The 23,798-nt window shown below is 59.8% G+C and carries 17 protein-coding genes and 9 pseudogenes; 7 read left to right on the top strand and 19 right to left on the bottom strand.

The window, feature by feature from the left end:
* Positions 1-245 precede the first annotated feature (245 nt).
* The 13 genes and pseudogenes from OKW43_RS37820 to OKW43_RS37760 all read right to left on the bottom strand — a co-directional run bounded on the left by OKW43_RS37820 (position 246) and on the right by OKW43_RS37760 (position 11,352).
* Positions 246-860 carry a tyrosine-type recombinase/integrase gene (locus OKW43_RS37820; RefSeq protein WP_429453689.1) on the bottom strand — a complete coding sequence of 205 codons (615 nt, stop codon included), beginning with the start codon at positions 858-860 and terminating at the stop codon, positions 246-248.
* 367 nt (positions 861-1,227) lie between these two features.
* Positions 1,228-1,608, bottom strand: a complete 381-nt coding sequence (locus tag OKW43_RS37815) for a copper resistance CopC family protein (protein WP_187639492.1) — start codon at positions 1,606-1,608, stop codon at positions 1,228-1,230.
* A 14-nt stretch (positions 1,609-1,622) separates the two neighbouring features.
* Positions 1,623-2,519, bottom strand: coding sequence for a hypothetical protein (locus tag OKW43_RS37810; RefSeq protein ID WP_187639489.1), 897 nt, complete (start codon positions 2,517-2,519; stop codon positions 1,623-1,625).
* Between the two features lie 102 nt (positions 2,520-2,621).
* Positions 2,622-3,002, bottom strand: coding sequence for a DUF2946 domain-containing protein (locus OKW43_RS37805; protein WP_187639488.1), 381 nt, complete (start codon positions 3,000-3,002; stop codon positions 2,622-2,624).
* Between the two features lie 676 nt (positions 3,003-3,678).
* Complete coding sequence (locus OKW43_RS37800; RefSeq protein WP_429454748.1) at positions 3,679-3,930, bottom strand: hypothetical protein; 252 nt, start codon at positions 3,928-3,930, stop codon at positions 3,679-3,681.
* Positions 3,931-4,344: 414 nt separating this feature from the next.
* A pseudogene (locus tag OKW43_RS37795) lies at positions 4,345-5,351 on the bottom strand (membrane dipeptidase); the annotation flags it as partial.
* A 349-nt stretch (positions 5,352-5,700) separates the two neighbouring features.
* Positions 5,701-5,916 (bottom strand): annotated as a pseudogene (locus OKW43_RS37790) (DDE-type integrase/transposase/recombinase); the annotation flags it as partial.
* A gap of 279 nt (positions 5,917-6,195) precedes the next feature.
* Entirely contained in the window at positions 6,196-7,326 is a 1,131-nt protein-coding gene (locus OKW43_RS37785) for an IS110 family transposase (RefSeq protein WP_429453686.1), read from the bottom strand.
* Between the two features lie 126 nt (positions 7,327-7,452).
* Positions 7,453-7,959, bottom strand: a pseudogene (locus OKW43_RS37780) (IS6 family transposase); the annotation flags it as partial.
* Positions 7,960-8,045: 86 nt separating this feature from the next.
* Positions 8,046-8,246 (bottom strand): annotated as a pseudogene (locus OKW43_RS37775) (HoxN/HupN/NixA family nickel/cobalt transporter); the annotation flags it as partial.
* Between the two features lie 350 nt (positions 8,247-8,596).
* Complete coding sequence (locus tag OKW43_RS37770) at positions 8,597-8,935, bottom strand: hypothetical protein (protein ID WP_429453684.1); 339 nt, start codon at positions 8,933-8,935, stop codon at positions 8,597-8,599.
* Positions 8,936-9,048: 113 nt separating this feature from the next.
* Complete coding sequence (zigA, locus tag OKW43_RS37765; RefSeq protein WP_429453682.1) at positions 9,049-10,239, bottom strand: zinc metallochaperone GTPase ZigA; 1,191 nt, start codon at positions 10,237-10,239, stop codon at positions 9,049-9,051.
* Between the two features lie 105 nt (positions 10,240-10,344).
* Positions 10,345-11,352: a CobW family GTP-binding protein gene (locus tag OKW43_RS37760; protein WP_429453679.1), complete on the bottom strand. Its 1,008-nt coding sequence runs from the start codon at positions 11,350-11,352 to the stop codon at positions 10,345-10,347.
* A gap of 330 nt (positions 11,353-11,682) precedes the next feature.
* Between OKW43_RS37760 and OKW43_RS37755 the strand changes: the two are divergent.
* Together OKW43_RS37755 and OKW43_RS37750 are read left to right on the top strand one after the other, a co-directional pair.
* Positions 11,683-11,817, top strand: a pseudogene (locus OKW43_RS37755) (IS6 family transposase); the annotation flags it as partial.
* Between the two features lie 126 nt (positions 11,818-11,943).
* Positions 11,944-12,087 (top strand): annotated as a pseudogene (locus OKW43_RS37750) (IS110 family transposase); the annotation flags it as partial.
* 935 nt (positions 12,088-13,022) lie between these two features.
* Here the strand turns inward: OKW43_RS37750 and OKW43_RS37745 are convergent.
* The 3 genes from OKW43_RS37745 to OKW43_RS37735 are packed head-to-tail and all read right to left on the bottom strand — an operon-like array spanning position 13,023 to position 15,391.
* Positions 13,023-13,454, bottom strand: a complete 432-nt coding sequence (locus tag OKW43_RS37745; RefSeq protein ID WP_429453677.1) for a helix-turn-helix domain-containing protein — start codon at positions 13,452-13,454, stop codon at positions 13,023-13,025.
* Complete coding sequence (locus OKW43_RS37740; RefSeq protein WP_429453675.1) at positions 13,426-15,234, bottom strand: recombinase family protein; 1,809 nt, start codon at positions 15,232-15,234, stop codon at positions 13,426-13,428. The genes OKW43_RS37745 and OKW43_RS37740 overlap by 29 nt, the downstream gene beginning before the upstream one ends.
* Positions 15,227-15,391: a hypothetical protein gene (locus OKW43_RS37735; RefSeq protein WP_164862249.1), complete on the bottom strand. Its 165-nt coding sequence runs from the start codon at positions 15,389-15,391 to the stop codon at positions 15,227-15,229. The genes OKW43_RS37740 and OKW43_RS37735 overlap by 8 nt, the downstream gene beginning before the upstream one ends.
* Positions 15,392-15,700: 309 nt before the next feature.
* On the opposite strand from OKW43_RS37735, the gene OKW43_RS37730 reads away from it, so the two are divergent.
* The 5 genes and pseudogenes from OKW43_RS37730 (at position 15,701) to OKW43_RS37710 (ending at position 20,445) form a co-directional block, all read left to right on the top strand.
* Positions 15,701-16,582, top strand: coding sequence for a group II intron maturase-specific domain-containing protein (locus OKW43_RS37730; RefSeq protein ID WP_429453673.1), 882 nt, complete (start codon positions 15,701-15,703; stop codon positions 16,580-16,582).
* A 25-nt stretch (positions 16,583-16,607) separates the two neighbouring features.
* Positions 16,608-17,708 (top strand): IS5 family transposase, encoded by a 1,101-nt coding sequence (locus tag OKW43_RS37725; protein ID WP_429453671.1) that lies wholly within the window; start codon positions 16,608-16,610, stop codon positions 17,706-17,708.
* A gap of 550 nt (positions 17,709-18,258) precedes the next feature.
* Positions 18,259-18,438 (top strand): annotated as a pseudogene (locus OKW43_RS37720) (IS6 family transposase); the annotation flags it as partial.
* Between the two features lie 198 nt (positions 18,439-18,636).
* Positions 18,637-19,305 (top strand): annotated as a pseudogene (locus OKW43_RS37715) (SDR family NAD(P)-dependent oxidoreductase); the annotation flags it as partial.
* 90 nt (positions 19,306-19,395) lie between these two features.
* A pseudogene (locus OKW43_RS37710) lies at positions 19,396-20,445 on the top strand (NAD(P)-dependent alcohol dehydrogenase).
* 1,552 nt (positions 20,446-21,997) lie between these two features.
* Here OKW43_RS37710 and OKW43_RS37705 read toward each other — a convergent pair.
* From OKW43_RS37705 to OKW43_RS37695, 3 genes are all read right to left on the bottom strand, one after another.
* Complete coding sequence (locus OKW43_RS37705; RefSeq protein WP_429453669.1) at positions 21,998-22,186, bottom strand: IS4/Tn5 family transposase DNA-binding protein; 189 nt, start codon at positions 22,184-22,186, stop codon at positions 21,998-22,000.
* 104 nt (positions 22,187-22,290) lie between these two features.
* Complete coding sequence (locus OKW43_RS37700; protein ID WP_429453667.1) at positions 22,291-23,439, bottom strand: M20 aminoacylase family protein; 1,149 nt, start codon at positions 23,437-23,439, stop codon at positions 22,291-22,293.
* Positions 23,436-23,795 (bottom strand): NIPSNAP family protein, encoded by a 360-nt coding sequence (locus OKW43_RS37695; protein ID WP_018420990.1) that lies wholly within the window; start codon positions 23,793-23,795, stop codon positions 23,436-23,438. Before OKW43_RS37695 ends, OKW43_RS37700 begins: the two co-directional genes overlap by 4 nt.
* Between the last annotated feature and the right edge of the window lie 3 nt (positions 23,796-23,798).

Genomic DNA, 23,798 nt, shown 5'->3' with positions numbered 1-23,798 from the left:
AGCTACTTCGGAGAGCATTGGCATGATAGCCGACCGGACGTGCAGGGCTGCCTCTTTTCTGATCCGCGTGCGCTTTGCGTCGCCCACCGGCAACAAAGCGAGGTAGGCCATGGTGCACCGGGCGTTCCGGCTGCGGGGCCAGCGAACTTAGCGGTGGGTGACGGATCTTGGTCGAAAAGCGCGGTTTAGCCGTGGCGCAAGCGCGGCTGGCGGCGAGCAACCTGTCGCGCAGCCACGTCCCGATGTTAGATTTCAGTTTGCTCAGATATTTCGAGGGCATCGTCGACCTCAATCCCGAGATATCGAACAGTGCTTTCCAATTTGCTGTGACCAAGCAGGAGTTGAACGGCTCTAAGATTCTTCGTCCGCTTGTAGATCAAGGTGGCCTTCGTCCGGCGCATCGTGTGCGTGCCGTAAGCGGTCGGATCAACACCGATTGCAGCGACCCACTGATGAACCATCCTGGCGTATTGTCGCGTTGAAATGTGCGGCGAGCGAGAAAGCCGACTCGGGAATAGGTACTGATCGGACCTCAGCTTGGCTTTCTCAATCCATGCAGCAACGGCAGTGCGAGCTGGCTCCGTGACCTCAAACTGCACGGCCCGTTTAGTCTTGCTCTGCATGATCATCGCACGCGGCAGTATCTGATTGCCGTGAGTCACGTCGCGGACATGCAGGTTGACGAGATCGCAACCGCGCAGCTTACTGTCGATCGCAAGATTGAATAACGCAAGATCGCGAACCGCATGCGCGTTCTGCAGGTGAATCCGGATTGCCCAGACGTCTTTTGGCTTCAACGGCGGCTTCTGACCGATCAGCTTGGCCTTGTTCCAAGGCTCCCGGTTTTGAATGCTTCCCATGACAAACTCCCCTTGAGTTGATGGGAAATATATTGTCTGCCGATATTTTTCCGCCACATCGGTTCCATCCGGTCTTCTTACCCGAATCGGCCTGAGCCGTCATTCGAGCATCGGTGCCGGTCAGACGGGTATGAGGCGGCGCTTTCCTGTCATTCACAGCTCGGTGGTCGCGAATGACTCGTCCCGCGGAAAGCCAACGAGTACTTGCGACCCGTTGCCGCCTCTCAGTTAGGAGTGGCGGGTGTCTGCTTGCCGATCGAAACGAGTCAATCAACGATAAAGCAATGTCTTGCCATCACCGCTTTAAAGGTCGTGCGGTAGGTAACCGCACGACGTAGAACTCAACATGCCGCGACGCCACCGACGCCTACTTTACTTCGAACGCGTAATCGCCATGGGTGCGATGCCCGTCTGAGGCAACTGCCACCCAGTGCACGGTATAGTGCCCGGCCTGCAAGGGAGGCAGCGGAACGGTGATCACATCCGGTTGAGGCGCGTCGACCACGGACTTATCGGCGTTGACCTGCTTTCCGACGGCATTGGTCACCGTGAGCGACGAAAATGCCGGCTCCAGCCGCCCGTCGAAGATGATCTTCACCTGCGACGGCGCAGCAACGCTCGCGCCGGCTCCCGGCTCCTGCTTCTGCGGAAACACGTGCGCAAACGCGGCGCCGGCGAAAACAAGCCCGGCGAAGAGCCCGGCCACGCTCGCGATGCCCCGTTTCCAGGGGCTTCGATTCTGTTTCATCGTGGTCTCCTTCGTCACTGGAACAGCGGTTTGCCGAGCGTTGTGGGCGCGACGTCGTCGAAGAAAATATGGGCCTGCACAAGAATGCCCACGTGCGAGCCGCTCGCGCGGTTCACCGGAATCTGCGCTTCGACGCCGAACTGACCATAGCGGTTGATCCAGATGAAGCCAGGGTTGACCGTGCCGGTTGTCTGTCCCTGGCTTCTCGACAACGGCACCTCGACGATGGGAATGATGTTCGAGAGCGGTTGCGGCAAACCGAGGTCATGTACGTGCTGCTGCAGGTAGGGCAGGCTGTACTGGAACGTGAAGCCATAGTTGAAGGCGTTAGGCTGTCCCGCGCCCGTGGTCAGGGCGGGCGCAGCTTCGGCGGTAATCGCGATCGGACGCAGGTATGCCAGCGAATCAGGCAGGTCTCCCATGCCCTTGCCGACATAGATGGTCGGCGAGATGGTGGAGAAGTTGTCGGCAATCGCGCGGCTTCCCGTGCCGCCAAACTCGGCATTGACGCCGACGGACGTCATGAACTCGTGCGCGTCGTTGACGTACAGCAGATATTTCAGGCCAACACCAAAATTATTGAAGCCACGGGCGGTCGGGTTATTTTGCATCTCATAGGAGCCGGTGACCGAGAAGGCCAGCCTTGGCGTGATCAGCTTGTCGTACTCGAAATTGAAGGTGTTGATGCTTTGATCGCCATCGTCGCCGGGGACGCGCTGGTGGCCGTACACAAGATTTGCTTCGTCGCCTACACCGGGGTCATCCACTGCCATGGTCACCGGAAAGACGCGGTCGCCTGCAATAGCATGAGCTGCTGCGAGCGAGGGGATTAGCAGAAGTGAACTCGTGGCAGCCGAAACAATTGCTGCCGTGAGCAGCGGTTTGCCACCGCGCGTTGAAATGGTGTGCATGGTTCATCCTTGTTTGAGGTCGTTGTAATGCCGTCGCACGTCCAGAAACAGACGCGCGACACACTGCGATGCAGCGAATGCATCGCGTCGGTAAGACTCAAATCAGGATGAGACTGGAGGGGCGCGGGGCTGGGCAGCAGTGAATGGCAGGACGCGCCGAACGCTCTTGAACCGGGTTGCAATGCGATGCTGGGTTGTCCAGACCGTAATGGCAAAAGCGGGTTGAACGCTTGGCATCGCCGGCATGTGGGCAAGCAGGTTGCAGTACCCGCAAGCCTGCCCGTGGGAAGCCAGTGAGTGGGAAGCGTCCTGGTTATTCGGCGCGTCGTCTGGCATCGATTGCGCGGAGCAAAGCGAGGCCGAAAGAGCTATCCCATCGCGACTCGAAGCGAGCGTCTGAGACACCACAGGCGCGAAAGTCGCCATCAGGATCGCAAGCAATCCCAAAAGGCTGCCAATCTTCAGATGGAAACGCGCGAGCATGGGTCAGGCGGTTGGAGCGACACGGTCGTCATGGTGCGCGATTATGGCACGACGTGTTCAAGGCGCGTAGAGGTGGCCCCCCGTTTGTCGATGGGGCGACTCCCGCTTCTGTTGAATCGAAGCGCACTGGCTGCTGTCGAATGGATGCTGTTGAAAAAGTCGGCCACCGTCTAAATCGCGAGGTTTTCATGGGTCGCTTTACCCTTACTCAAGGGCTGCGAGCGGCTTGTACGCCGATCTGAGAGGTCGATTTTTTCGCTGTTGCTCGACAACCCGTATGTCGCGACTTTTTCAACAGCATCGAATGATGAACGGCCACTCGACGGCAATGCCCGAACGTCGCCTGATGGCCGGCTTCTGCCCGATGACGCCAAATGCAAACTGCCGGGCGTCCCACCCCACGTGACGTAGCAGCTGAACCCCTAATGCCACGAAAGCTGGATGCGGTCGGGCGGTTGTCGCCGGCGGGTCGTCCGGCGACAATTCTCCCCCTCGCTGCAAGGCTGCGGTAACGGCAGTTAGCGTGGGAAAACGGCTAGGCAAGCGCCGGGCGGCAGAACGACCGCGCTGTCGCAGTTGATACGATTCAGCCAAGAGTGGCGATCGTCCATGACACGAGCAGCCTGCTGTGCGCTCTGGATCCGCAGTCGCCGCCTCAGTTGCCGCGAAGCGACCCTTATCCGTGCCCTGTCACGAACTTTTTCGTCGCGTGATAGCCGTGCCTTGTTGCATCGGCAAGGGCATGGCCGGCCTTCTTCGTACCGTGGCCGACCGCGTGCGCGGCATCGCGCACAGCATGCCCGCTCCTCTTTCCTGCCGTCTTGACATCGTTCTTGAACTCGTGGGCACCTGTAGCCAGGCTCGCATGCGCCAGCGGGCTGAGCACGGCCAACACGAACAGAATGATCGAAATTCTCGTCTTCTTCATCACTTTGGGTTTTCCCACATAAGATTGGTGCGCACGATAGTCAGCCGGACAGCTTGAGAGCGCCGCTCGCATCCAGTATGACCGCGCCCCGCCCGCTGGTCAGCAGACGCCCGCTAATGGATAGCGAGAAACCGTTCATGCCCGCACTCGGACCTGTGATTACTGGGAGCATCTGAGCGCCCGCGCCCCCGGGGCGAACTCCCGCTCACGACCCGGAGCAGCCTTTCGACTCCTACCGTTGAGCGACCGCACTTGTCCAGCAGCGGGCGGTCGCAGCCGCGAACGCGACATCACCTCTCGGTTGAAGGCACGAGCCCGCAATCGATCGCCCGTCACGCTGCCTGGCCTGATCTGATGAAAAAGCGCTACGGCGAAACTGGCGCGTTGGATGGCGCGTCCGCTGGCATCTGCGGTAGCGCGCTGCATGGCCGCGGTGAGGTTCGGGAACTCGCCGATCGTGCGGATGCCTTCCGGGTTCAAGACCTTGCCGAAGTTCGTCAGACGCGATAGCGGCCCTTGTCGTGCGTGAGCCAGTCGAAGAAGTCGACGCTGTAGCCCTGCGTGAAATCGGTGCCGATGCCCACCGTATCTTCGCCGGCCAGGTTGACGACATAGTCGATGGCTTCGATGTAGTCCTCGACCGTCGCATCGATTCCGCGCTTCAGGAACGGCGCGAACATCGTCACGCCGATGAAGCCGCCGGCTTCGGCGATTTCCTTGAGCTGTTCATCGGACTTGTTGCGCGGGTGCTCCTTGAGACCCGACGGCAGGCAATGCGAATAGCAGACCGGCTTCTTCGAGAACGCAATGGCCTCCGACGACGTGTTGCCACCAACGTGCGACAGATCGACCATGATCCCCACGCGGTTCATTTCGGTAATCACTTCGCGGCCGAAATCCGACAGCCCACCGTCACGCTCATAGCAACCGGTGCCGACCAGGTTCTGCGTGTTGTAGCAAAGCTGCACGACGCGCACGCCCATGTCGGCGAAGGCTTCGATATAGCCGAGGTTGTCCTCGAACGCATGCGCGTTCTGAAAGCCCAGGATCACCCCAGTGCGGTTTTCCTTCTTCGCACGCGCGATGTCTTCGGTGGTGCGCACGAGCGTCAGCAACTCACTGTTTTCGCGGATCTGCTGCTTCATCAACGAGATGTTGTCGACGGTCTTCGTAAAGCTCTCCCACACCGACACCGTACAGTTGGCCGCGGTGATGCCGCCCTTCCTCATGTCCTCGAACACCGAGCGGTCGAATTTCGAAATGTTCAGGCCGTCGATGATGATGCTGTTCTCATGCAGATTGCTCATTCGATGCTCCGTAAGCAGATCAACCAGCAGCAGGTGGTTGTCCGTGCCGCCCGTGACGAGATCGACGCCGCCCGCCTTCAGCACCTCGCCGAGCGCCTGTGTGTTGGCCAGCACGTTGTCGATATAGGTCTTAAAGTTGTCCTGCGTTGACTGGCCTGCCCGCAGCGGTTATCAGGAATGGACGACCTTTCTGAGTAACAAGCAGGAAACGCTCAATGAGCGAAAACTGCCGGCAAGCGTTCAGGGGTATCTCCAAAAAATCGTCGACGTAGTCTCGGGAAAGTTTCGAACGATCCTGGCTATCTGACCGGTCGCTGCGCTCCGAGCATCTCACCTACAGCTGGGTCGTTGTCAGTGCCCACATCTTGCAAGGACATTCGTGAAGTTTCTGGAAGCATCATTCCGCCGATGGCTCTGGTGCAAATAGGTGGTGTGGACAAGATTTTCGTATAGAAAGGATACCTCATGAAACAGACAGGACGGCCTTCCAGACTGCGGGTGCAGCGGTATCTTTGAGGCCGAGCTTCCCGAGACTGAATTGGCCTTTGCGAATACGGTGTACCAACTCAATACCTGAGAGAGTGATCGCTGCGTTCCTGAAACGTTTGAAGCCGAGCATGACTTTCGTCCGGGACTTGATGTTGCGGTGGTCCTGTTCGACCAGATTATTGAGATATTGATATGACTTTCCATGTCAATCGCGATGTTGATTTTTCGCTTTTTCATAGGCGCGAGAATTCCCTGAGGGCGGCGTAGCAGTAAGGTCGACGGTGGATCACACTGATATCCGCGGATTGGCTACCGCATTACAGAGGTCCGCCTCATGAGCCTGCCGCTGTCTTGGGCCGCAAATTGGTGATGCCCGTTGCGAAATATCTTCGCGGGTTACTCGAGTGCCGGGCTACGCCGCCTTCAGGAAACTCCTCCACTTGTTGTCTTGCGTTGAGTGGCGGGCGGCTTACGCGGTCTGTGCGCTGCGTGACGTGGCAAGCGACATCGCCAGGCGGCTGATGTCCCAGATGAAGCCCGCTAGTTCACGGGCGACGGCGACCGTCGCGATATTGACGTGTTTGCCGCGCACTGCCAGCTTCCGGTATCGCCGGCACAACCGGACCTGCGCGTCCCAGGCGCGATCGATAATGGCCTTCGGAATACCTTCGTGCCGACGCTGGATGTCGCGGCTCACGCGCGCAGGATGCCGGTAGCTCCAGGCCGCCTCGACCAGCAGCTTTCTGGCGTAGCTGTTGCCGGTCTTGGTGATGCTACCCCGACGTCGCTTGTCGCCCGAGGAATGTTCCGACGGCGTCACCCCCAGCCATGCCATCAGTTGACGTGGATGTTCGAAGCGTGACAGGTCGCCCAGTTCCGACAGTATCCCGACGGCCGTGACGAACTGCACGCCCCGCATCGCCTGCAGTCCCAGCAGGGCTGGATAAAACCGCCAGTTGACGACTGCCTCGCGTAGCGCTGCTTCGAGGCGATCACACTGCGCGAGTCGGTCCTCGATCGTGCGCCGGTGTTCGTCAAACGCCAGTTGCCGCCACGGGTGCCCGAATGAATATGCGCTGAGCCAGCGCCGATGGGCGGCGCCCCAGTTCGCGTTCCCGGTATAGTGCACGCCATGCGAGAGCAGGAACGACTTCAGCCGCTGCCGCGCCTGCTTCAGATCGTCTCTGGCACCGGCCCATGCCCGCGCCAGATCCCGGAATGCCTCATCCTCGACGCCCGGGACATAGACCGCTGACAGGTCACCGGCGCGCAGCGCCCGCACCAGTTTGATCGCATCGCGCCGATCCGTCTTCACGCGCTCGCCGGGCTTCTTCGGAATCAGCGATGGTGCACACACGATGCAGTCGAATCCCTTCTGGACGAGCTGCCGGTAAAGCCCATAACCACACGGACCCGCTTCGTAGACGATGTGCACGTGTGGCCCCTTTGACTGCAGGCGCCTGCACAGGCGGTCGATATCGGCCTTCGTCGTACCGATCTTGCCGAGCAGTTCCACGTCGCCCATGCCGATCGCGTAGGCGACCGTGATCGAATCCTTGTGAACATCCAGACCGACGTACACCGTGCTATCGCTTTCCATGCTGGCCTCCGTGCCGGAAATCGCCGGGTGTGGCGCTGTCCACACCGTGCGGCTCTGGCAGCAATGCTAACCCGCGTCTGATTCGTCACGGCTGGCCAGCCCCTGCCTCACGGAAAGTCATACTGCCTTAGAGGATCGGACCTTCGAGTCCTCAGGCAGCAAGCCGTCGGCCTTCATCTCGCGCACGGCGCGGTGCGATGCCGCGTAACCATCAAGCGTGATGGTCTTCGGTGGCTGGCCTTGATGTTTGATTGCCTTCCTGAAAAAGGCTTTTGCCGCCTTCACGTCGCGCCTGGCGCTGAGCATGAAGTCTACCGTCTGGCCCACCCGATCCACCGCTCGATAAAGATAGACCCACTTGCCGCGCAGCTTGAGATAAGTCTCGTCGACACGCCACGTCTGGCCAGTAGGCCTACCAAAGCGGTTCCACCGTTTGACGAACTCCGGCGCAAAGCGCCGCACCCAGCGCAGGATCGTCGTGTGCGCCAGCGACAGACCCCGTTCCGCCATCATTTCGACCAGATCGCGCAGGCTAAGCTTGTAGCGCAGGTACCAGCGAACACACAGAATGATCACATCGCGGTCAAAGTGACGGCCTGCGAACAGTTCGTCAAGGCACTTCGGCTTGCTCATCGTCGGCTCTCAATTCGTTCAGCCCGATACCTTAACCGATTTGCCCCCGCGCTATTTGCACCAGAGCCCTGAAACGGAGGTGCTTTTACGCTGCCGATCGCCTTCATGTCTTCGAGGCGTGTTTTAGCGCAACCGCCGCGAAAGCAACGGCAATCGACAGCGCGATGACGATCGTCGAATGACCCAGCGAAGACAAACCCCACCGCAACCGGCCGTTTTCCGCCCTGCATCAGTTTGCGCGTCGTATTGTCGATCGCTGCAATGTGGTCGGCGTCGACCGCGTGACGCGTTGAAGATTTTCTGTGAAGCAGCTGACGAGCACGTGAAGCGTGTCATCAGCGACATGGCTGAGCATGTGTGTGAGCGTCCGCCGTCCGAATTTGATGAGCCACCGAAGGAGGAATGACGCGTTTTGCAGCTGACCTGCAAGGCAAGCCCCGATGTTTTCCTGCTATCGAACCCACCGCGCCGGTTAATTAAAGCACAGACGCGTTCACTTCATCGGGGGTATGGCATCATCTAGACGGAAGCAAAGGGCGTTGACTTCGGCGTGCGTAAGGAGGATCGCTTTAACATCTGGCCGGATTAACCGTTGCCCATTGGGGCACGCCGCGAAGCCCACGTCATGCGTTCACTATCACGTGAGTCGAGGAGCACCGCTATGAGCACCTGCAACGAACCGCATCATGCCCATCATGACCATCAGCATGGTCCGAACTGCGGACACACTGCGATCAGGCATGGCGATCACACTGACTATCTGCACGATGGCCACCTGCATCATCCCCATGGCGATCACGTGGACGAACACCGGCTGGAGGTGAGCGCAAAAAATCCGGATCAATGTACTTCCAACTGCGGCGGTCATGAGCCGGGACATGTCCACGGGCCGGGATGCGGCCACGATGCGGTACCGCACGGCGATCACGTCGACTACCTGGTCAACGGCCACCTGCACCATCCGCACGGCGATCATTGCGACGACCACGGCCCGGTTGAACTCGCCTGAGTGCCCCGCACCAGGCAGGCGAAGTACCTCAATGCGATCGAGTATGCATGGTGCCAGGTTACTGCCTGGGTGGACACACGTTACTGTGTCCACTCAGGGAACGGGTCGGTAAATTTGTGCCACGCGACTTCATCACGGGCCAGTTCGTCCTCGCTTAGCAGGCAGGCATCAAAGGACGCGCGCAAGCCTGCCTCGTCCATTCCGGTGCCGATCAGGACCAGCTCCTGTTGACGATCCCCGAAACGCTCATGCCAGCGGCTTCGGATGATCGCCTGTGCTTCGGGCTCCTGCGGCCAGGCGTGCCTGGGCACGGCCGCCCACCAGGTCCCGGCCCGTCCGTGACGCGAGATCGCGCCGGCTTGCGACCATTCGCCGACCGCATGGTTGCGCGAGGCCAGCCAGAAGTACCCCTTCGAGCGCACGACGCCCGGCCACTCGCTCTGAATCCAGTCGAAGAAACGCTGCGGATGAAACGGACTGCGCGCGCGGTAGACGAAGCTGGTGATGCCATATTGTTCGCTTTCGGGAATGTGTTCGCCGCGCATCTCCTTGAGCCACCCAGGCGCTTGCGCAGCGGCTTCGAAGTCGAACAGGCCGGTATCGAGAACCTGCCCGATCGGCACCTGGCCAAAGCGGCTTTCGACGATCTTCGCGTGGGCGTTCAGCACCCGCAGCACGCCTTTGAGCAACTCCAACTCGCTTGCGCTCACAAGGTCCGTCTTGTTCAGCACGATCACGTCGCAGAACTCGATCTGCTCGGTCAGCAGATCGACCACGGTGCGGCGGTCTTCCCCGCCCATCGTTTCGCCGCGATCCGCCAGGAAGTCGTGGGAACCGTAGTCGCGCACAAAGTTATAGGCGTCGACGACCGTCACCATCGTGTCCAGGCGAGAGATATCCGAGAGGCTGTGACCCTGTTCGTCGCGGAACGTGAAGGTTTCCGCCACCGGCAAGGGCTCGGAAATGCCCGTGGATTCGATCAGCAGATAGTCGAAGCGCTTCTCCCGCGCGAGCCGCTGGATCTCGATCAGCAGGTCCTCGCGCAACGTGCAGCAGATGCAACCGTTGCTCATTTCGACGAGCTTTTCGTCGATGTGCGAGAGCTGGCTGCCGCCGTCACGAATCAGTTGAGCGTCGATGTTGACTTCCGACATATCGTTCACGATTACGGCCACCCGCTTGCCTTCGCGGTTGTTCAGGACGTGGTTCAGGAGCGTGGTCTTGCCCGCGCCGAGAAAGCCGGACAGTACGGTGACGGGGAGCTTATGCATTGAAAAATTAGAGCCTCAAACGTGGTGAAGAAGATCGCATGAATCGACACGGCTAGCCTGCTGGCCGAGATGTGTGTGCGGCAAGCGGGCTTGCGATCCTTCGTGTCAGTTCTGCAGGATTTCGCCAACCATACAGTTGTCGAGGCCCGCCTTGAAAAGATCATGTGGCAACTGTTTGCCGATGAAAACAATCCGGGTTTCGCGCGTTTCATTCGCGCCCCAGGACTTACCGATATCCGCGCCAAAAATCATATGTACGCCCTGGAACACTGCGCGATGGTCGACACCCGCCAGGTTCAGCACACCCTTGTAGCGCAGCATCGCGGCACCATAGATCGCAACCGTGGCGCTGAAGAACGCCTCGAGCTTGTCCCGATCCAGGGGCGCAGTAGTGCGGTAGACGAAGGACGTCACATCGTCGTCATGCTCGTGCGAAACGTCTTCAAGGAAATCGGGCTCGATGTCGACAATGGCATCCAGACTGAAGCTGCGGATGTCGAGCAGTTGCTTCAGGTCCGTCTCGCCAAAATGTGCTGGCCTGATCGTCGCGCGCGGGTTCATCTGCCGCAACCGGCGCATCAGTTGCTGCGCCTGCTCTTCGCCAACGAGGTCCACCTTGGATACGAGGATACGGTCCGCGAATCCGACCTGCTCCTGCGCTTCGTGATGTTCGTCGAGCTGCTCGCCGCCATGCCGCGCGTCGACCACCGTCACGATGGCGTCGAGCAGGTATTTCTCCTGCACGACATCGTCGACAAAGAACGTTTGCGCGACGGGCGCCGGATCGGCAAGTCCCGTTGTCTCGATGATGACCCGCTCGAACGCGAGTTCTCCTGACTCCCGTCGCGCGGCGAGCGTCGAAAGAATACGCACCAGGTCGCCACGCACCGTACAACAGATACAGCCGTTGTTCATTTCGACAATCTGCTCGTTACCGTCCTGTACCAGCAATTCGTTGTCGATGCCCGCTTCGCCGAACTCGTTTTCGATGACTGCAACGCGTCCGCCGTGATGCTCGGTCAGGATGCGGTTCAGCAAGGTCGTTTTTCCGGCACCGAGGAAGCCGGTCAGGATGGTTGTCGGGATACGCTGGAAGCCGGTTGCATCTTGCATTGCATTCTCCTGTGAGCGGCCCGCGCTCAAGCATGTTCGCCCACCGAGGTGCCAGGGCGCTGAGCAAATGGTTACGGTCGAGTTGCCCCCATGCGGTGACAGCCCGCTTCGCTGATGCCACGGTCCCGGTACGATCAGTCTGTCCGCTGGGAACGCTGGACACCACATTTGGTATGTTATAACGTATCGAACCCTACCGGAGTGTTGTTTTTCGCACCAGGAACGCCAATGAAAAAAATTGCCGCCATGCTTTGGAACTCCGTTCAGCACCGCGCATCCTGGAGTTCAGGACAGCCAGACCGGTTTGTTTGGCGCGCCGCACTAAAGCCGGCCCGACGGTACTTCGAGAAGGCCATCGATCAGAATGGCGTGCCCGAAACCGTAACCAAGAGTGGTGCCAATCTGGCCGGGCTGCACGCCGTGAACGCCGAGCGTGAGACGCCTATCAAGATCCGCCAGGTCAAGGCAGTATGACTTTCCGTGAGGCAGGGGCTGGCCAGCCGTGACGAATCAGACGCGGGTTAGCATTGCTGCCAGAGCCGCACGGTGTGGACAGCGCCACACCCGGCGATTTCCGGCACGGAGGCCAGCATGGAAAACGATAGCACGGTGTACGTCGGTCTGGATGTTCACAAGGATTCGATCACGGTCGCCTACGCGATCGGCATGGGCGACGTGGAACTGCTCGGCAAGATCGGTACGACGAAGGCCGATATCGACCGCCTGTGCAGGCGCCCACCAATTTGCGGCCCAAGACAGCGGCAGGCTCATGAGGCGGACCTCTGTAATGCGGTAGCCAATCCGCGGATATCAGTGTGATCCACCGTCGACCTTACTGCTACGCCGCCCTCAGGGAATTCTCGCGCCTATGAAAAAGCGAAAAATCAACATCGCGATTGACATGGAAAGTCATATCAGTATCTCAACAATATCGTGGAAGTGCGACACGAAGTCGCTTACAGAAGTTGTTCACCCTTCTCGCCGTATAGAAGGAGTGAACCACCGGTGTCACCCGGTGAATCTAGGAGCCTGAATCAAGAGCGGCTCTGACAACGTAACGAAGCGCTGCAAGGCGTGGGGTATCAATCGCGAGAGGCGTACCCTTCTGGCAGCCATAAGCCGGATGAGTGCCAGATAGTCGGTATGGTGAAAACATTTGAATCTGCAATAGGGTCGTTATGTTGAACGAGCGGAAATGGCTATCGCGCTCGAACCAAAACGGTACCGGAGGTGGGAACAGCGTCTTTCTATTACGCTTTCGTGATCCATTTACCTCCCGGCCCAGAGCAGGCACCTAACCCGACGTACTTCCATAAGCGGAACGTGGAAACCCCGTATCGCTCCCTTCGGGGACAGCAGGCTGCGAGGTCTGCTCATGGCGGTGCGGGCACAGGATCGGGGAAAAAGCGAATGCCCGGCTGTAATGGACGGGATACGGGTTGCAACATCACCCGACGCGAAAGCGGGCAGACTTCCTCGTGGTCTCTCTTCACCAGAGAGCTTGCAGAACCATCTATACGGAAGGAAAGCAAATGAGTGCAGCAACACGGGCGCGTGCACCTTCTGGCGTGGCGTGGGACGGCATCAATTGGGCCGATGTTCAACGTCAGGTAAGAAGGCTGCAGTCGCGTATGGTGAAGGTTCGATCTCTCATAGCAATGCCCTCTGGTTCATGAAGTGTGTTCGAAGAAGTCCGGCTGATCGTTGGAGACCTTGATGCGCAAGCCTTTGCATCGTCCGCGACGAACCAGCACGGCGTCAAGCTCGCCGCGCTTTACACGCTGCAACACCGTTTGACGGGAAACACCAAGTCGCCGCGTTGCGGCCTGCATGACGACATATCCGTCGGGACTGTTATCGACGAAGCGGCTACGCAGGGCGTCAGTGATGCGAATGCGCCATGGGGCACCGGGCGTCGGTTGTTCGCCGGCGATGAAGCCATCGTTGACCCAGCGATGTAGCGTCGACGGTGCCGTACCCAGCACACGGGCCGCCTGACGAATGCTGAGCAACTCTCCCTCGGGAAGCTCAGCGGGCGGTTCGAAACATGGAATCTTCCAATGACGACGCAGGTTACCGACGAGGTTCTGGTTGAAACGCAAGCCTTGTGCGCTCAGGGCCCTGCGCGTTGAGGATGCCGGCGATGGTCGCATCCGGATAGTGCTGCGCGAGTCGACGGACCAACGCCAGCGTGTCTTCGTCGGTGCGAATGGTGGCGGGTCGCGAGCGAGGCAACGCAACGTCGCATTCGGTGAGCTTGCCGCCTCGCCAGCGCAGTTTCAGATGTGCCAGGTATTGTTCGCGATGAACGGTAATCGTCACTTCCTCCAGCAGTGTGCGCAGCAACTGCTTCCGGTCACGCACGGTGAGCGTTGGTGCATGCCACAGGCGCTGGAGATCCTTGCCGAGCGTGAGCAGGCCGCGTCGTTCCTGAGCGCTCAATGTGCGGGGCCGGAGCTGCTCGCGTCGGGCGAGTTCCTGCTTCGCCTGTTCAAGTTCGTGCAGATGCTTCTCCCATTGCGCTTCGAGGCCGCGCGCCACCAGACGGTTCTCCGGATCGACGGCGCGGTACCGTCTCTCGGCACGCTGTGCGTCGTAATGTGCCCGCTCGACGCTCAGACGCCACTGCGCCAGTGCGGCGTCGCGATCGGCTTCGAGTTGTTCTGCGGCCCGTACAGCCGCTTGAAGGCCAGCGGGCTCAACAGCGCGCAGAAAGGCCTCTGTGATTGCGGCGTCGATCTGCAAACCACCGACATTGAGACAGAAGACGCCGCGGCCATTCTCGATGCCTTTGTTCGAACAGTGGTAGCCGGGCGTCTGATTGGCACCCCGATAGTGGGTTCTGAGCCGCCGGCTGCAGTGGCCGCAGATGGCCAGGCCTTGCAGCAAGGCTGTACCCTCTCTCACGGCGCCTCCGGCTTCATGGGGCCTCGGCTTGATATTGGCGCCTAGGCGCGCCTGATTGGCTTCATAGGTCGCCCAGTCGATATAGCCTTCGTGGTGGTCCCGGATGAACACGGCCCACTGCGACTGGGGCAGCCGCCGTATCCGCTTTCTGAGCATGCCTTGTTCGTCGACATAGCGTTCCTGTCGTGTTCTTCCATAGCAGTAGGCGCCAGCATAAACCGGATTGGCGAGAACGCTATGGATTGCCATGTAGGTCGGCGCAACCCAGCGGATCTGTTCGCTATGATGCATCTGCAAGGGGAACGACAGATTCTCCTCACGAAACCAGAGCCAGACCCGGCGGGCGGAGCCCAACTCACTAAAACGTGCGAACACGGTGCGCAATGCTCCGACGACGGCTTCGTCGGGGTGCAGCCTGACCTCGCCGTCAGCCTCGCCCCACACCATGCCGGTGGGCAGGCCGCGGCGCAATTCGCCACGGGCGGCCTTGTTGCGGATGCCCCCGTCCAGACGGGCACGCAGGATGTGCAGTTCGGCCTCGCTCATGGTGCCCTTCAATCCGAGCAACAGCCGATCGTTAAAAAGCGCCGTGTTATACACGCCATCGGCGTCGCCGATGAGTGTATCGGTCATGCTGCACAGATCGAGCAGCCGGTACCAGTCGGAGTTGTTGCGCGCCAGACGCGAGACCTCGAGGCCGAGAATGATGCCGACGTGTCCGAGCGCGACTTCGGCGGTCATACGGGCAAAGCCGCTACGATGCGCGGCGCTGGCCCCCGAGAGTCCCAGATCCTCGTCGACCACACTGACCTGTTGCTCGCTCCAGCCGAGGGCTATGGCGCGTTGGGCGAGTGCGTACTGGCGCAGTGTCGACTCACGATTGTGCTCGACCTGGCTGGCACTGGATTGACGGATGTAGACGAATGCGGCGCGCTGCAAATGGCTGGGAGCGATCTTGAGGGTGACGTCACTCATCATTGTTCTCCCGCAGGCTCAGATGGTTGTCGGTTACGACCTTTGCGATTGCCTGAGCGAGTCGGTCGATCGCCGCTTCGCGTGCCGCTGGGTCGAGCTGTTCCCACAGACTGTCGTCGTCCGACGGCACGTCCGCGAAGGCCAGGTGCAGTTGCATCGTTGTTCTCCTGTTCCGATTGGCGCAGTAAAGCGTCAATGATCAGGCGAGCGTGGAGCAGGTCGGCAAGTGAGCCCAGCGCGTCGGATGCAGGGCTGCTTCGTTCGGCCGTGGCGACGGCGCCAGGAGCGAAATCCGTCCAGTCGACGGGAACCAGTCTGCGTGACTGGTCGGGGAGAATCAGCAGGAGATGCAGCCGGTCGATGTATTGCCGTCGGCCGATGACCGGGAGGCGCTGGCCTTCGAACGGGTGGCCCGTTCGCGTGATGACGACGGATTCAGGAAGGTCGTGGTGAGGGGTAGTCTGTTGTGATTTCCTTCGACAAAATTTCCCACGACTGGATGCTCGCCAATATCCCTACGGACAAGGTGATCCTAAAGAAGTGGCTCAAAGCGGGCTACGTGTATCAAAACGAACTCTTCCCCACTGACGCCGGCACCCCGCAAGGGGGAATCATCTCACCGGTGGCAGCCAACATGACGCTTGATGGCCTCGAAGCGATGCTCGCGGAGAGATTCCCGCGAGCCCGGCAGAGAGGACTGAAAGTGAACATGGTGCGTTACGCGGACGATTTCATTATCACCGGCCATTCGAAAGAGTGGCTGGAACATGAGGTCAGGCCGGCAGTAGCTGAATTTCTGGCGGAACGCGGGCTGGTCTTATCGCCAGAAAAGACCAGGATAACGCATATCAAGGACGGGTTTGATTTCCTCGGATGGAACATTCGCAAGTACAACGGCAAGCTCTTGATGAAACCGTCGAAAGCGAACGTCAAAGCACATCTTGACAAAGTCCGTGAAATCATCAAGGCCAACAGGACGGCTAAACAGGCGAACCTGATAATGCTGCTCAATCCTGTCTTACGAGGATGGGCGAATTACCACAGCCATGTAGTCGCCAAGAAAGCCTTCAATCGGGTTGATCACGAGGTCTGGTCAATGCTATGGCGATGGGCGGCAAGACGGCACCCTAAAAAAGGCGCCCGATGGATAAAAATCAAATACTTCAAGGCCAAGGGTCTCCGGGACTGGGTCTTTGCCGCCACAGAAAAAGAGGAGGATGGCACAACGAGAGAGGTCACCTTGCTGAAGGCATCGGACACGCCAATAAAACGGCATGTCAAGATTAACAGGCTGCGGAAATACCTCGCGCTGAAGTCATCGCGACGGATAGCAAAAGCGTTGATGTAAGGACCTCACCCGCCCCCTGGAGATCATGCGCGGCACCGACACGTTCACCGAGAGTCTGTTTTCCGTGCGCAAGCTGGACGATTTCGTTCCGACCTCGCATCCGCTGCGCTCGATTCGCGTCATGGCGAACGAGGCGCTGGCTAAGATGGATCGGGTGTTTGCCGGGATGTACGAGGCCGACATCAAGGGAGGTCGGCCGAGCATCGCGCCGGAGAAGCTGCTTCGGGCGATGCTGCTGCAGGTGCTGTACAGCATCCGGTCTGAACGCCAGCTCATGGAGCAAACGCAATACAACCTGCTGTTTCGGTGGTTTATTGGTCTGTCGATGGACGATTCGGTCTGGGTGCCGACGGTATTCACGAAGAACCGCGAGCGTTTGATCAGGCACGATGCGGTGGTCGAATTCTTCAACGAAGTGCTGTCCATCGCGCAGAAGAAGAACTGGTTGTCGGGCGAGCACTTCAGCGTGGACGGCACGCTGATCCAGGCGTGGGCGGGACACAAGAGCTTTGTGCGCAAGGACGGTGACGACAGGGATAACGACGGCGGCAGCGGCGCGGGCGACTTCAAGGGCAGCAAGCGGAGCAACGAGACGCACGAGTCGAAGACTGATCCCGATGCACGGCTTTACCGCAAGGGCAAGACTGCCAGCGAATTGCGTTACATGGGCCACACGCTGACCGACAACCGCCATGGACTGGTGGTCAACGCCCGCGTGAGTTGTGCTGACGGACATGCCGAACGTGAAGCGGCCAAGGTCATGATCAATGATGCGCGGCAAGCAGCGGACGAAGCGGCTGCGCAAATCACGCTGGGCGCAGACAAGGGTTACGACGCACAGGAATTCATCGAAGCTTGCCAGCAGATGAAGGTCACGCCGCACGTGGCGCAGAACACCTCGGGTCGCCGTTCTGCGGTGCCCGATGCGATCGCGCGCAGTGTGGGCTACGCGATATCGCAGCAAAAGCGCAAGCTGATCGAACAAGGTTTTGGGTGGGCGAAGACCGTGGGGCGCATGCGCCAGGTGATGGTGCGCGGGTTGAAGAAAGTCGACCAGATGTTCGTGTTGAACATGGCCGCCTACAACCTCGTGCGCATGCGTTCGCTAGGACAGGTCCGCCCGTAGTGGCAGCGATTGCGGTAATGAGGGCGAAAACAGGCCTCAAACTGTCGAAAAATAAGCTGGATTCACGTTGAAATTTCGTAATGCAGAAAATTGCGCGGCGGTAGCCGCGCAGAGCGATGGACGTTGCTTTTGGAGGGGTGTATTTCCGCAGCCTGTTAAGGCGGCCGCCAATCCGCACGATCCGCAATGGGCGCGGTACTTCGAATCCCGATGGGGCCAGAAGATGCTGAACTCCGCGCGAGGTCGCCGCAAGGTGTACCGTGTCTGGTCAAGGCAAGATGGCATGTGTCCCCACTGTCAGCAGCCCCTCACAATGAACATCCGCTGGGATGTCATGCACATTGTGAAGCGAACTGACGGCGGGACGGATGCAGCAAGCAACCTCCAGGTGCACCATCCCAATTGCCGTAGAACTCCGCAATACGCCTGAAAAAGCAGTTGCACCACCGGGTATCGACAGATCCCTTTGTAGAGGCTTGAGCCGTATGCTCCTAAAGGCGCACGTACGGTTCTTAGGGGGCCGTACCGCAGCAATGCGGTACGGCTACCCGACCAAGACCATCGGGCGATAAAGCGCCGTACCCGACCCATGTTGGGATTCAAGATATTTCGTTGTACGCGCATCTTGTTAAGCGGCATTGAACTTATGCATATGATCGCCAAAGGGCAGATGAAAGACTGCGGCATCGGACAGACTCCCGCGGAGCAGTTCTACTCGTTAGCCGTATAAGTATTCCTAATCATGCGGGCCATTGTTCAACGCACTTTTTCTTATTGCGACAGAACCCTCCTTACGACGCACCGGGTAGCGCCTCTCGCTCTCCGCGCAAACCATTCCCAAACCGTTCAGCAGAGCATGACCATTCCGCATCTCTGATCGACGCCGCCGTTTAGTGTCTGATTCTCACAGCCGTTCACAGCAGGCGCTGCTGTCGCTCTGGCAGATGTGAATGAAGAGGGTGCGCGCGCAGCAGCCGATCAGATCGTAGCCGCCGGATACAAGGCCATCAGTATCGGTTGCAACGTGGCAAATCTTGAACAGGTCGAGGCGATGGTCAAGGAAACGGTCGCCGCTTTCGGTCGCCTCGATGTGGCATTTAACAACGCCGGTATCCAAAATGCCCTCGCGGAAACCGCTGACGCCACGGCCGAAGACTTCGACCGCATGAACTCCGTCAACCTTCGCGGTCTTTGGGCCTGTATGAAGTACGAGCTGACGCAGATGCGTCATCAGGGAAGCGGCGCCATCGTCAATTGCTCTTCGCTCGGTGGGCTGGTGGGCGGTGCCGAACGAGGCACTTATCATGCAGCTAAGCATGGCGTTCTCGGTCTGACCAAGAGTGCCGCGCTTGAATACGCTACGCGGGGCATCCGCGTCAACGCCGTGTGCCCTGGCCTGATCTGGACCCCGATGGTGCAACAAATGGCCGACTCTGGCCAGAAGGAGGCACTGCATGCAATGGTGGAAGGCATCCCAATGCATCGACATGGCCGCCCGGATGAGATCGCCGACGCCGTGCTGTGGTTGTGCAGCTCGGCGGCAAGCTATGTGACGGGGCAGTCCATATCGGTGGATGGTGGACTCATCATGCGCTAAAGCGCGCGTCCCGGGCCGATTCGCTTCCCAAGCATCCTCTCGCTTCGACACTGCGTCGGCGAATTGAACAATCCTTCTCAAGGATTCAACGTGACTGTAAAAGCATATGGCGCCTATGCCGGCGACAAACCTCTCGAATCTCTCGACATCGTCCGGCGCGCACCGGGCGCGCACGATGTGGAGATCGACATCGCCTTCTGTGGCGTCTGCCATTCCGACATTCATCAGGTACGTGCCGAGTGGGCCGGCACGCTCTTTTCTTGTGTGCCGGGACATGAAATTGTCGGGCGCGTGTCGGCAGTCGGCACCCATGTGTCGGGCTTCAAAGAGGGCGACCTAGTTGGAGTCGGCTGCATCGTCGACAGCTGCAAGCACTGCGCGGATTGCAGCTAAGGGCTGGAAAATTATTGCGACCACATGGTCGGCACGTACAACGGCCCGACGGCTGACGCGCCCGGACACACGCTCGGCGGTTATTCACAACAGATCGTGGTGCATGAACGCTACGTCCTGCGCATCCGGCACGACGCAGCACAACTCGCCGCGGTTGCGCCGCTGCTGTGCGCAGGCATTACCACCTATTCGCCGTTGCGCCACTGGAAAGTCGGACCGGGGCACAAGGTCGGCATCGTGGGTATCGGCGGGCTGGGTCATATGGGCATCAAGCTGGCCAATGCAATGGGTGCGCATGTGGTGGCATTCACCACCTCGGAGTCGAAGCGAGACGCAGCGAAAGCGCTTGGGGCACACGAGGTGGTCGTGTCGCGCAACCCCGGTGAGATGGCCGTGCATGCAAAAAGCCTAGACTTCATCCTCAACACGGTTGCGGCAACGCATGATCTCGATCCGTTCTTCGCCCTTTTGAAGCGCGACGGCACTATGACGTTGGTGGGCGCGCCCGCTTCGCCGCATCCTTCACCGCAAGTCTTCAACCTGATCATGAAACGGCGCGGGCTGGCCGGTTCGATGATCGGCGGCATTCCGGAGACGCAGGAGATGCTCGATTTCTGCGCCGAGCATGGCATCGTCTCCGACATCGAGATGATCCGCGCTGATCAGATCAACGACGCCTACGAGCGCATGCTCAAAGGCAATGTGAAGTATCGCTTCGTCATTGACAGCGCCTCGCTGGCCGACTGAGGCACCGATGCTCGCACGCGTCCGGCTGATGTGTGGTCGTTCTGGAACGGATCGAGCAAGTGATCAGCGACTAAACCGTGGCCTCGGCCAGAGTTTTTCTGCGTCCCGGACGCTTGAACGTCGGCTACAGAGTGCTCAGCGGCCTGTCAGACGTCGAGCAATTAACATTGCCGAACGACGGCTCATGGCCGACAGTACTCATCCACAGAAGCCGCCGGAAAGCGGCCGTCGACGATTTTCAACGGGTCGCTCTACAGGACCTTCATTGAACTGGTGTTCTCGGCCAAGTGCCGACATTCGCTGATCGACGAAATCACCAAAATGAACGGCAGCAGTAAGGCGTACAGCCGCCGTTCGCGAAAAACCCTCTAACGCCGGGTCATCGGTCTATGCGGTCATCCGGCCTCGATCCCAGTTTCGGTAGGCGAATGAAGGCTTTCGAGCAAAGCCTTGGACCGATCCCGAACGGATGGTCGTACATCACCAAAGCGGCCGCTCAATATTTTGAACAGAAACCGAGTGATCCTTCGTAAGCGGCAGGCACATAACAGTGTTTTTGCAGCTTCAATTGACCAATGTGAGCGGCCTGTTCGAGCAGGTATGTGCTACGCAGCTCCTTGACACCTCAAGGTGGACGGGAAAGACCCGACGCGGTACGCCGCCAGACCGTGAGTCAGCCACTTCACTCCGGCGGCGCACCAGCGTTTTGCCATAGGTCGCATCTCCTGAACTGATGAAGACTCCACATCGCCAGACTCCACGCGACAACGAACAGAACGGTGATGATTGCAGACATCGGCGCAACACTCATTTCTTACACGCAGTAGCAGAGTGTCGCGACGAACATCGGGCGGCTGCAGCCTGCGTTGCTGAATCCATCGCAAGCAACGACTCCACTTAATGGCGGCATGCCTGCCTTCCCCGGACCGTAGCGCGAGCGCTGCAGAGCAGCGCAAGCCGGATCCGATTGTTCCCGAAAGGCACGCTGTTATCCCCGCCTGTATCATCGTAAGCGCCGCGCCCGATCCGCGCAGCTGCACCGATCATCCGTGCCGGATCGATACCGGGGATGCTTGTCGTTGCGACTCGCCAATAGGGCCTATGTGTTGCTTGAACTCGACAGTCGCGACAAAAACACCAGAATCCGGTGCACTGTGGAATCCGACGAAGTCATGCTTGGGAGCCTGTGTGATGCGATTCGGCTCTACCTCGCCCGTCAGCCGGACGCAGCAGATACAGTTCGCGGTATCGCGAGATGGTGGCTGCCCGACTCGCAGCGAGACGTAAGCGAACGGTCGATACAGCGCGCGCTCGACCGTCGGTCGAGCATGGCAGGATGATGAGGCACTTGCTGGTTCAAGGCACGGTGTCGTATGCGCGCGAGGCGACCGGGCTCGGCAGCACGTTCCACTGACGATACGCCGGAGGCTCCGTTGCGACCGCGGGCGACGTCCGCACGTTACGCGTGGCCTGTTCGACGAATTCTCAGTTTGTGCACGGATGGTCGGGATTCGCCGTGAGCGACTCGTCCCCGTTGCGCTGACTTATCGCGCTACGGACGTAGCGCAATTGAATGTGTCATTGGTTCGGGACCAACAAGCGACTGCGGGAACGAGCACTGCGGGCTATGCGACAACTGGCGCGCTAGCGCGACCAGACGCTGCATCAGACGCACATCGCGCAGATCAGCCGCGTCAAATTCGTCGTTCGCCCAGTCGTCAACATCATGTGCTTCCGTCATCGAGTACCACCGCAAAGAGCCACCGGTGCAAAACATCGCCATGCCCGCTTACAAGCCCGGCGCAGCAACGTTATCTCCGCGCGGCTCTGAGATGTGGATAAACATCAGCCCTTAAACCCCTTCACCACGTTCACCCAATAACAGGCCCCAATCGCCAGAGCTTCGTCGTTAAAGTCGTAATGCGGGTTATGCAGCGGCGCGCTCGGCTTTGCGCCGTCGACACCCATCCAGATATACGCGCCCGGCTTCACGCGTGCCATGAACGCGAAGTCCTCGGACGCCATCGACGGCTTGCACCCTAGCGTCACCGCATCGGCACCCACCGTTGCGCGCGCTGCCGCGAGCGCGATGCCGGTCGTATGTGCCGCGTTGATCGTCGCCGGATAGCCGTCGTAGTACTCGAAGCTCGCCTTCGCGCCGTGCGCGCGGGCGGTCGTCGTACTGATCTCGGCGAGCAGCGCGCGGATGCGCGCCTGCATCTCATTCGAGAAACAGCGCACCGTGCCGCGTATCACCGCCTGGTCCGGCAGCACGTTCCACGCCTCGCCGCCGTGAATCTGTGTGACGCTGACGACCGCCGCTTCCTTCGGCGATAAGCGTCGGCTAACGATCGTCTGCAACGCGACCACGATGTGGCTTGCACACACCAGCGTGTCAATCCCTTCCTCCGGCATTGCCGCGTGCGAGCCTTTGCCGTCGACGCGGATCTCGAACGTGTCGAACGATGCCATCATCGCGCCATCGTTGATCGCGAACTGACCAAGCGGCAACCCCGGCCAATTGTGCAGGCCGAACACCGCGTCGCACGGGAAGCGCTCGAACAGGCCGTCCTCGATCATCGCGCGGCCGCCACCGGCGACTTCCTCGGCCGGCTGGAAAATCAGGTTCAAGGTGCCGCACCAGCCGTCGTCGCGGGCGAGCAGCGCCGCCGCACCGAGCAACATCGCCGTATGGCCGTCGTGCCCGCATGCGTGCATCTTGCCCGGGTTGCGCGAGCAGTGCTCGAACTGATTGAACTCACGCATCGGCAGCGCGTCCATATCCGCGCGCAGGCCGAGCGCAGGCCCGTTGCCGCGTCGCAGCGTGCCGACCACGCCGGTCTTGCCAAGCCCCTGGTGGACCTGGTAGCCCAGATCGAGCAGTACCGACGCCACGAGTTCCGAGGTCGACACTTCCTCGAAAGCGGTCTCGGGGTGTTCGTGCAGTTGGCGGCGCCACGACATCATCTTGGCGATCAGTTCGGCATCGATCATTTTTGCCTCACTGGCAAGTCAACGGTTTTTGACCCCGCGCACGTTGATGTCTCCGGGCAGAACGAGGTCGGCGCGAGAAACACCGACTCCTGATGCACCAGGAAAGGCAGGATACGCGGCGTGAAGGCCTGCCACTGCGGATCCGCGGCCAACCTCGCGCGCTGCGCGGCGCGGTGCGCGTAATCGTCGTAAGCCCAGCAGAACACGACGGAGTTCAGCGTGCCCGAATCCTTGGTCCAGCAGCCCTGCAGCTGCGCATACTGGGTGATGATGCCGAGCCCTTCGCGCTCGTAGATCGCCAGGAATTCGCCAACTTTGCCCGCCGTGATCTGGTAGGTACGCATTTCGACCAACATGAT

This window comes from Paraburkholderia sp. WC7.3g (genome assembly GCF_050436345.1).
GTDB lineage: Bacteria > Pseudomonadota > Gammaproteobacteria > Burkholderiales > Burkholderiaceae > Paraburkholderia > Paraburkholderia podalyriae.
The sequence above is the reverse complement of the archived record's forward strand: the minus strand, read 5'-3'. Positions and strand labels throughout refer to the sequence as shown.

Coding starts and splice junctions, on each gene's coding strand:
- OKW43_RS37820 (WP_429453689.1), bottom strand. CDS start 860: ATGGGAAGCATTCAAAACCGGGAGCCTTGGAACAAGGCCAAGCTGATC.
- OKW43_RS37815 (WP_187639492.1), bottom strand. CDS start 1,608: ATGAAACAGAATCGAAGCCCCTGGAAACGGGGCATCGCGAGCGTGGCC.
- OKW43_RS37810 (WP_187639489.1), bottom strand. CDS start 2,519: ATGCACACCATTTCAACGCGCGGTGGCAAACCGCTGCTCACGGCAGCA.
- OKW43_RS37805 (WP_187639488.1), bottom strand. CDS start 3,002: ATGCTCGCGCGTTTCCATCTGAAGATTGGCAGCCTTTTGGGATTGCTT.
- OKW43_RS37800 (WP_429454748.1), bottom strand. CDS start 3,930: ATGAAGAAGACGAGAATTTCGATCATTCTGTTCGTGTTGGCCGTGCTC.
- OKW43_RS37785 (WP_429453686.1), bottom strand. CDS start 7,326: ATGGAAAGCGATAGCACGGTGTACGTCGGTCTGGATGTTCACAAGGAT.
- OKW43_RS37770 (WP_429453684.1), bottom strand. CDS start 8,935: ATGATCGCCGTGCGGATGGTGCAGGTGGCCGTTGACCAGGTAGTCGAC.
- zigA (WP_429453682.1), bottom strand. CDS start 10,239: ATGCATAAGCTCCCCGTCACCGTACTGTCCGGCTTTCTCGGCGCGGGC.
- OKW43_RS37760 (WP_429453679.1), bottom strand. CDS start 11,352: ATGCAAGATGCAACCGGCTTCCAGCGTATCCCGACAACCATCCTGACC.
- OKW43_RS37740 (WP_429453675.1), bottom strand. CDS start 15,234: ATGAGTGACGTCACCCTCAAGATCGCTCCCAGCCATTTGCAGCGCGCC.
- OKW43_RS37735 (WP_164862249.1), bottom strand. CDS start 15,391: ATGCAACTGCACCTGGCCTTCGCGGACGTGCCGTCGGACGACGACAGT.
- OKW43_RS37725 (WP_429453671.1), top strand. CDS start 16,608: ATGCGCGGCACCGACACGTTCACCGAGAGTCTGTTTTCCGTGCGCAAG.
- OKW43_RS37705 (WP_429453669.1), bottom strand. CDS start 22,186: ATGACGGAAGCACATGATGTTGACGACTGGGCGAACGACGAATTTGAC.
- OKW43_RS37700 (WP_429453667.1), bottom strand. CDS start 23,439: ATGATCGATGCCGAACTGATCGCCAAGATGATGTCGTGGCGCCGCCAA.
- OKW43_RS37695 (WP_018420990.1), bottom strand. CDS start 23,795: ATGTTGGTCGAAATGCGTACCTACCAGATCACGGCGGGCAAAGTTGGC.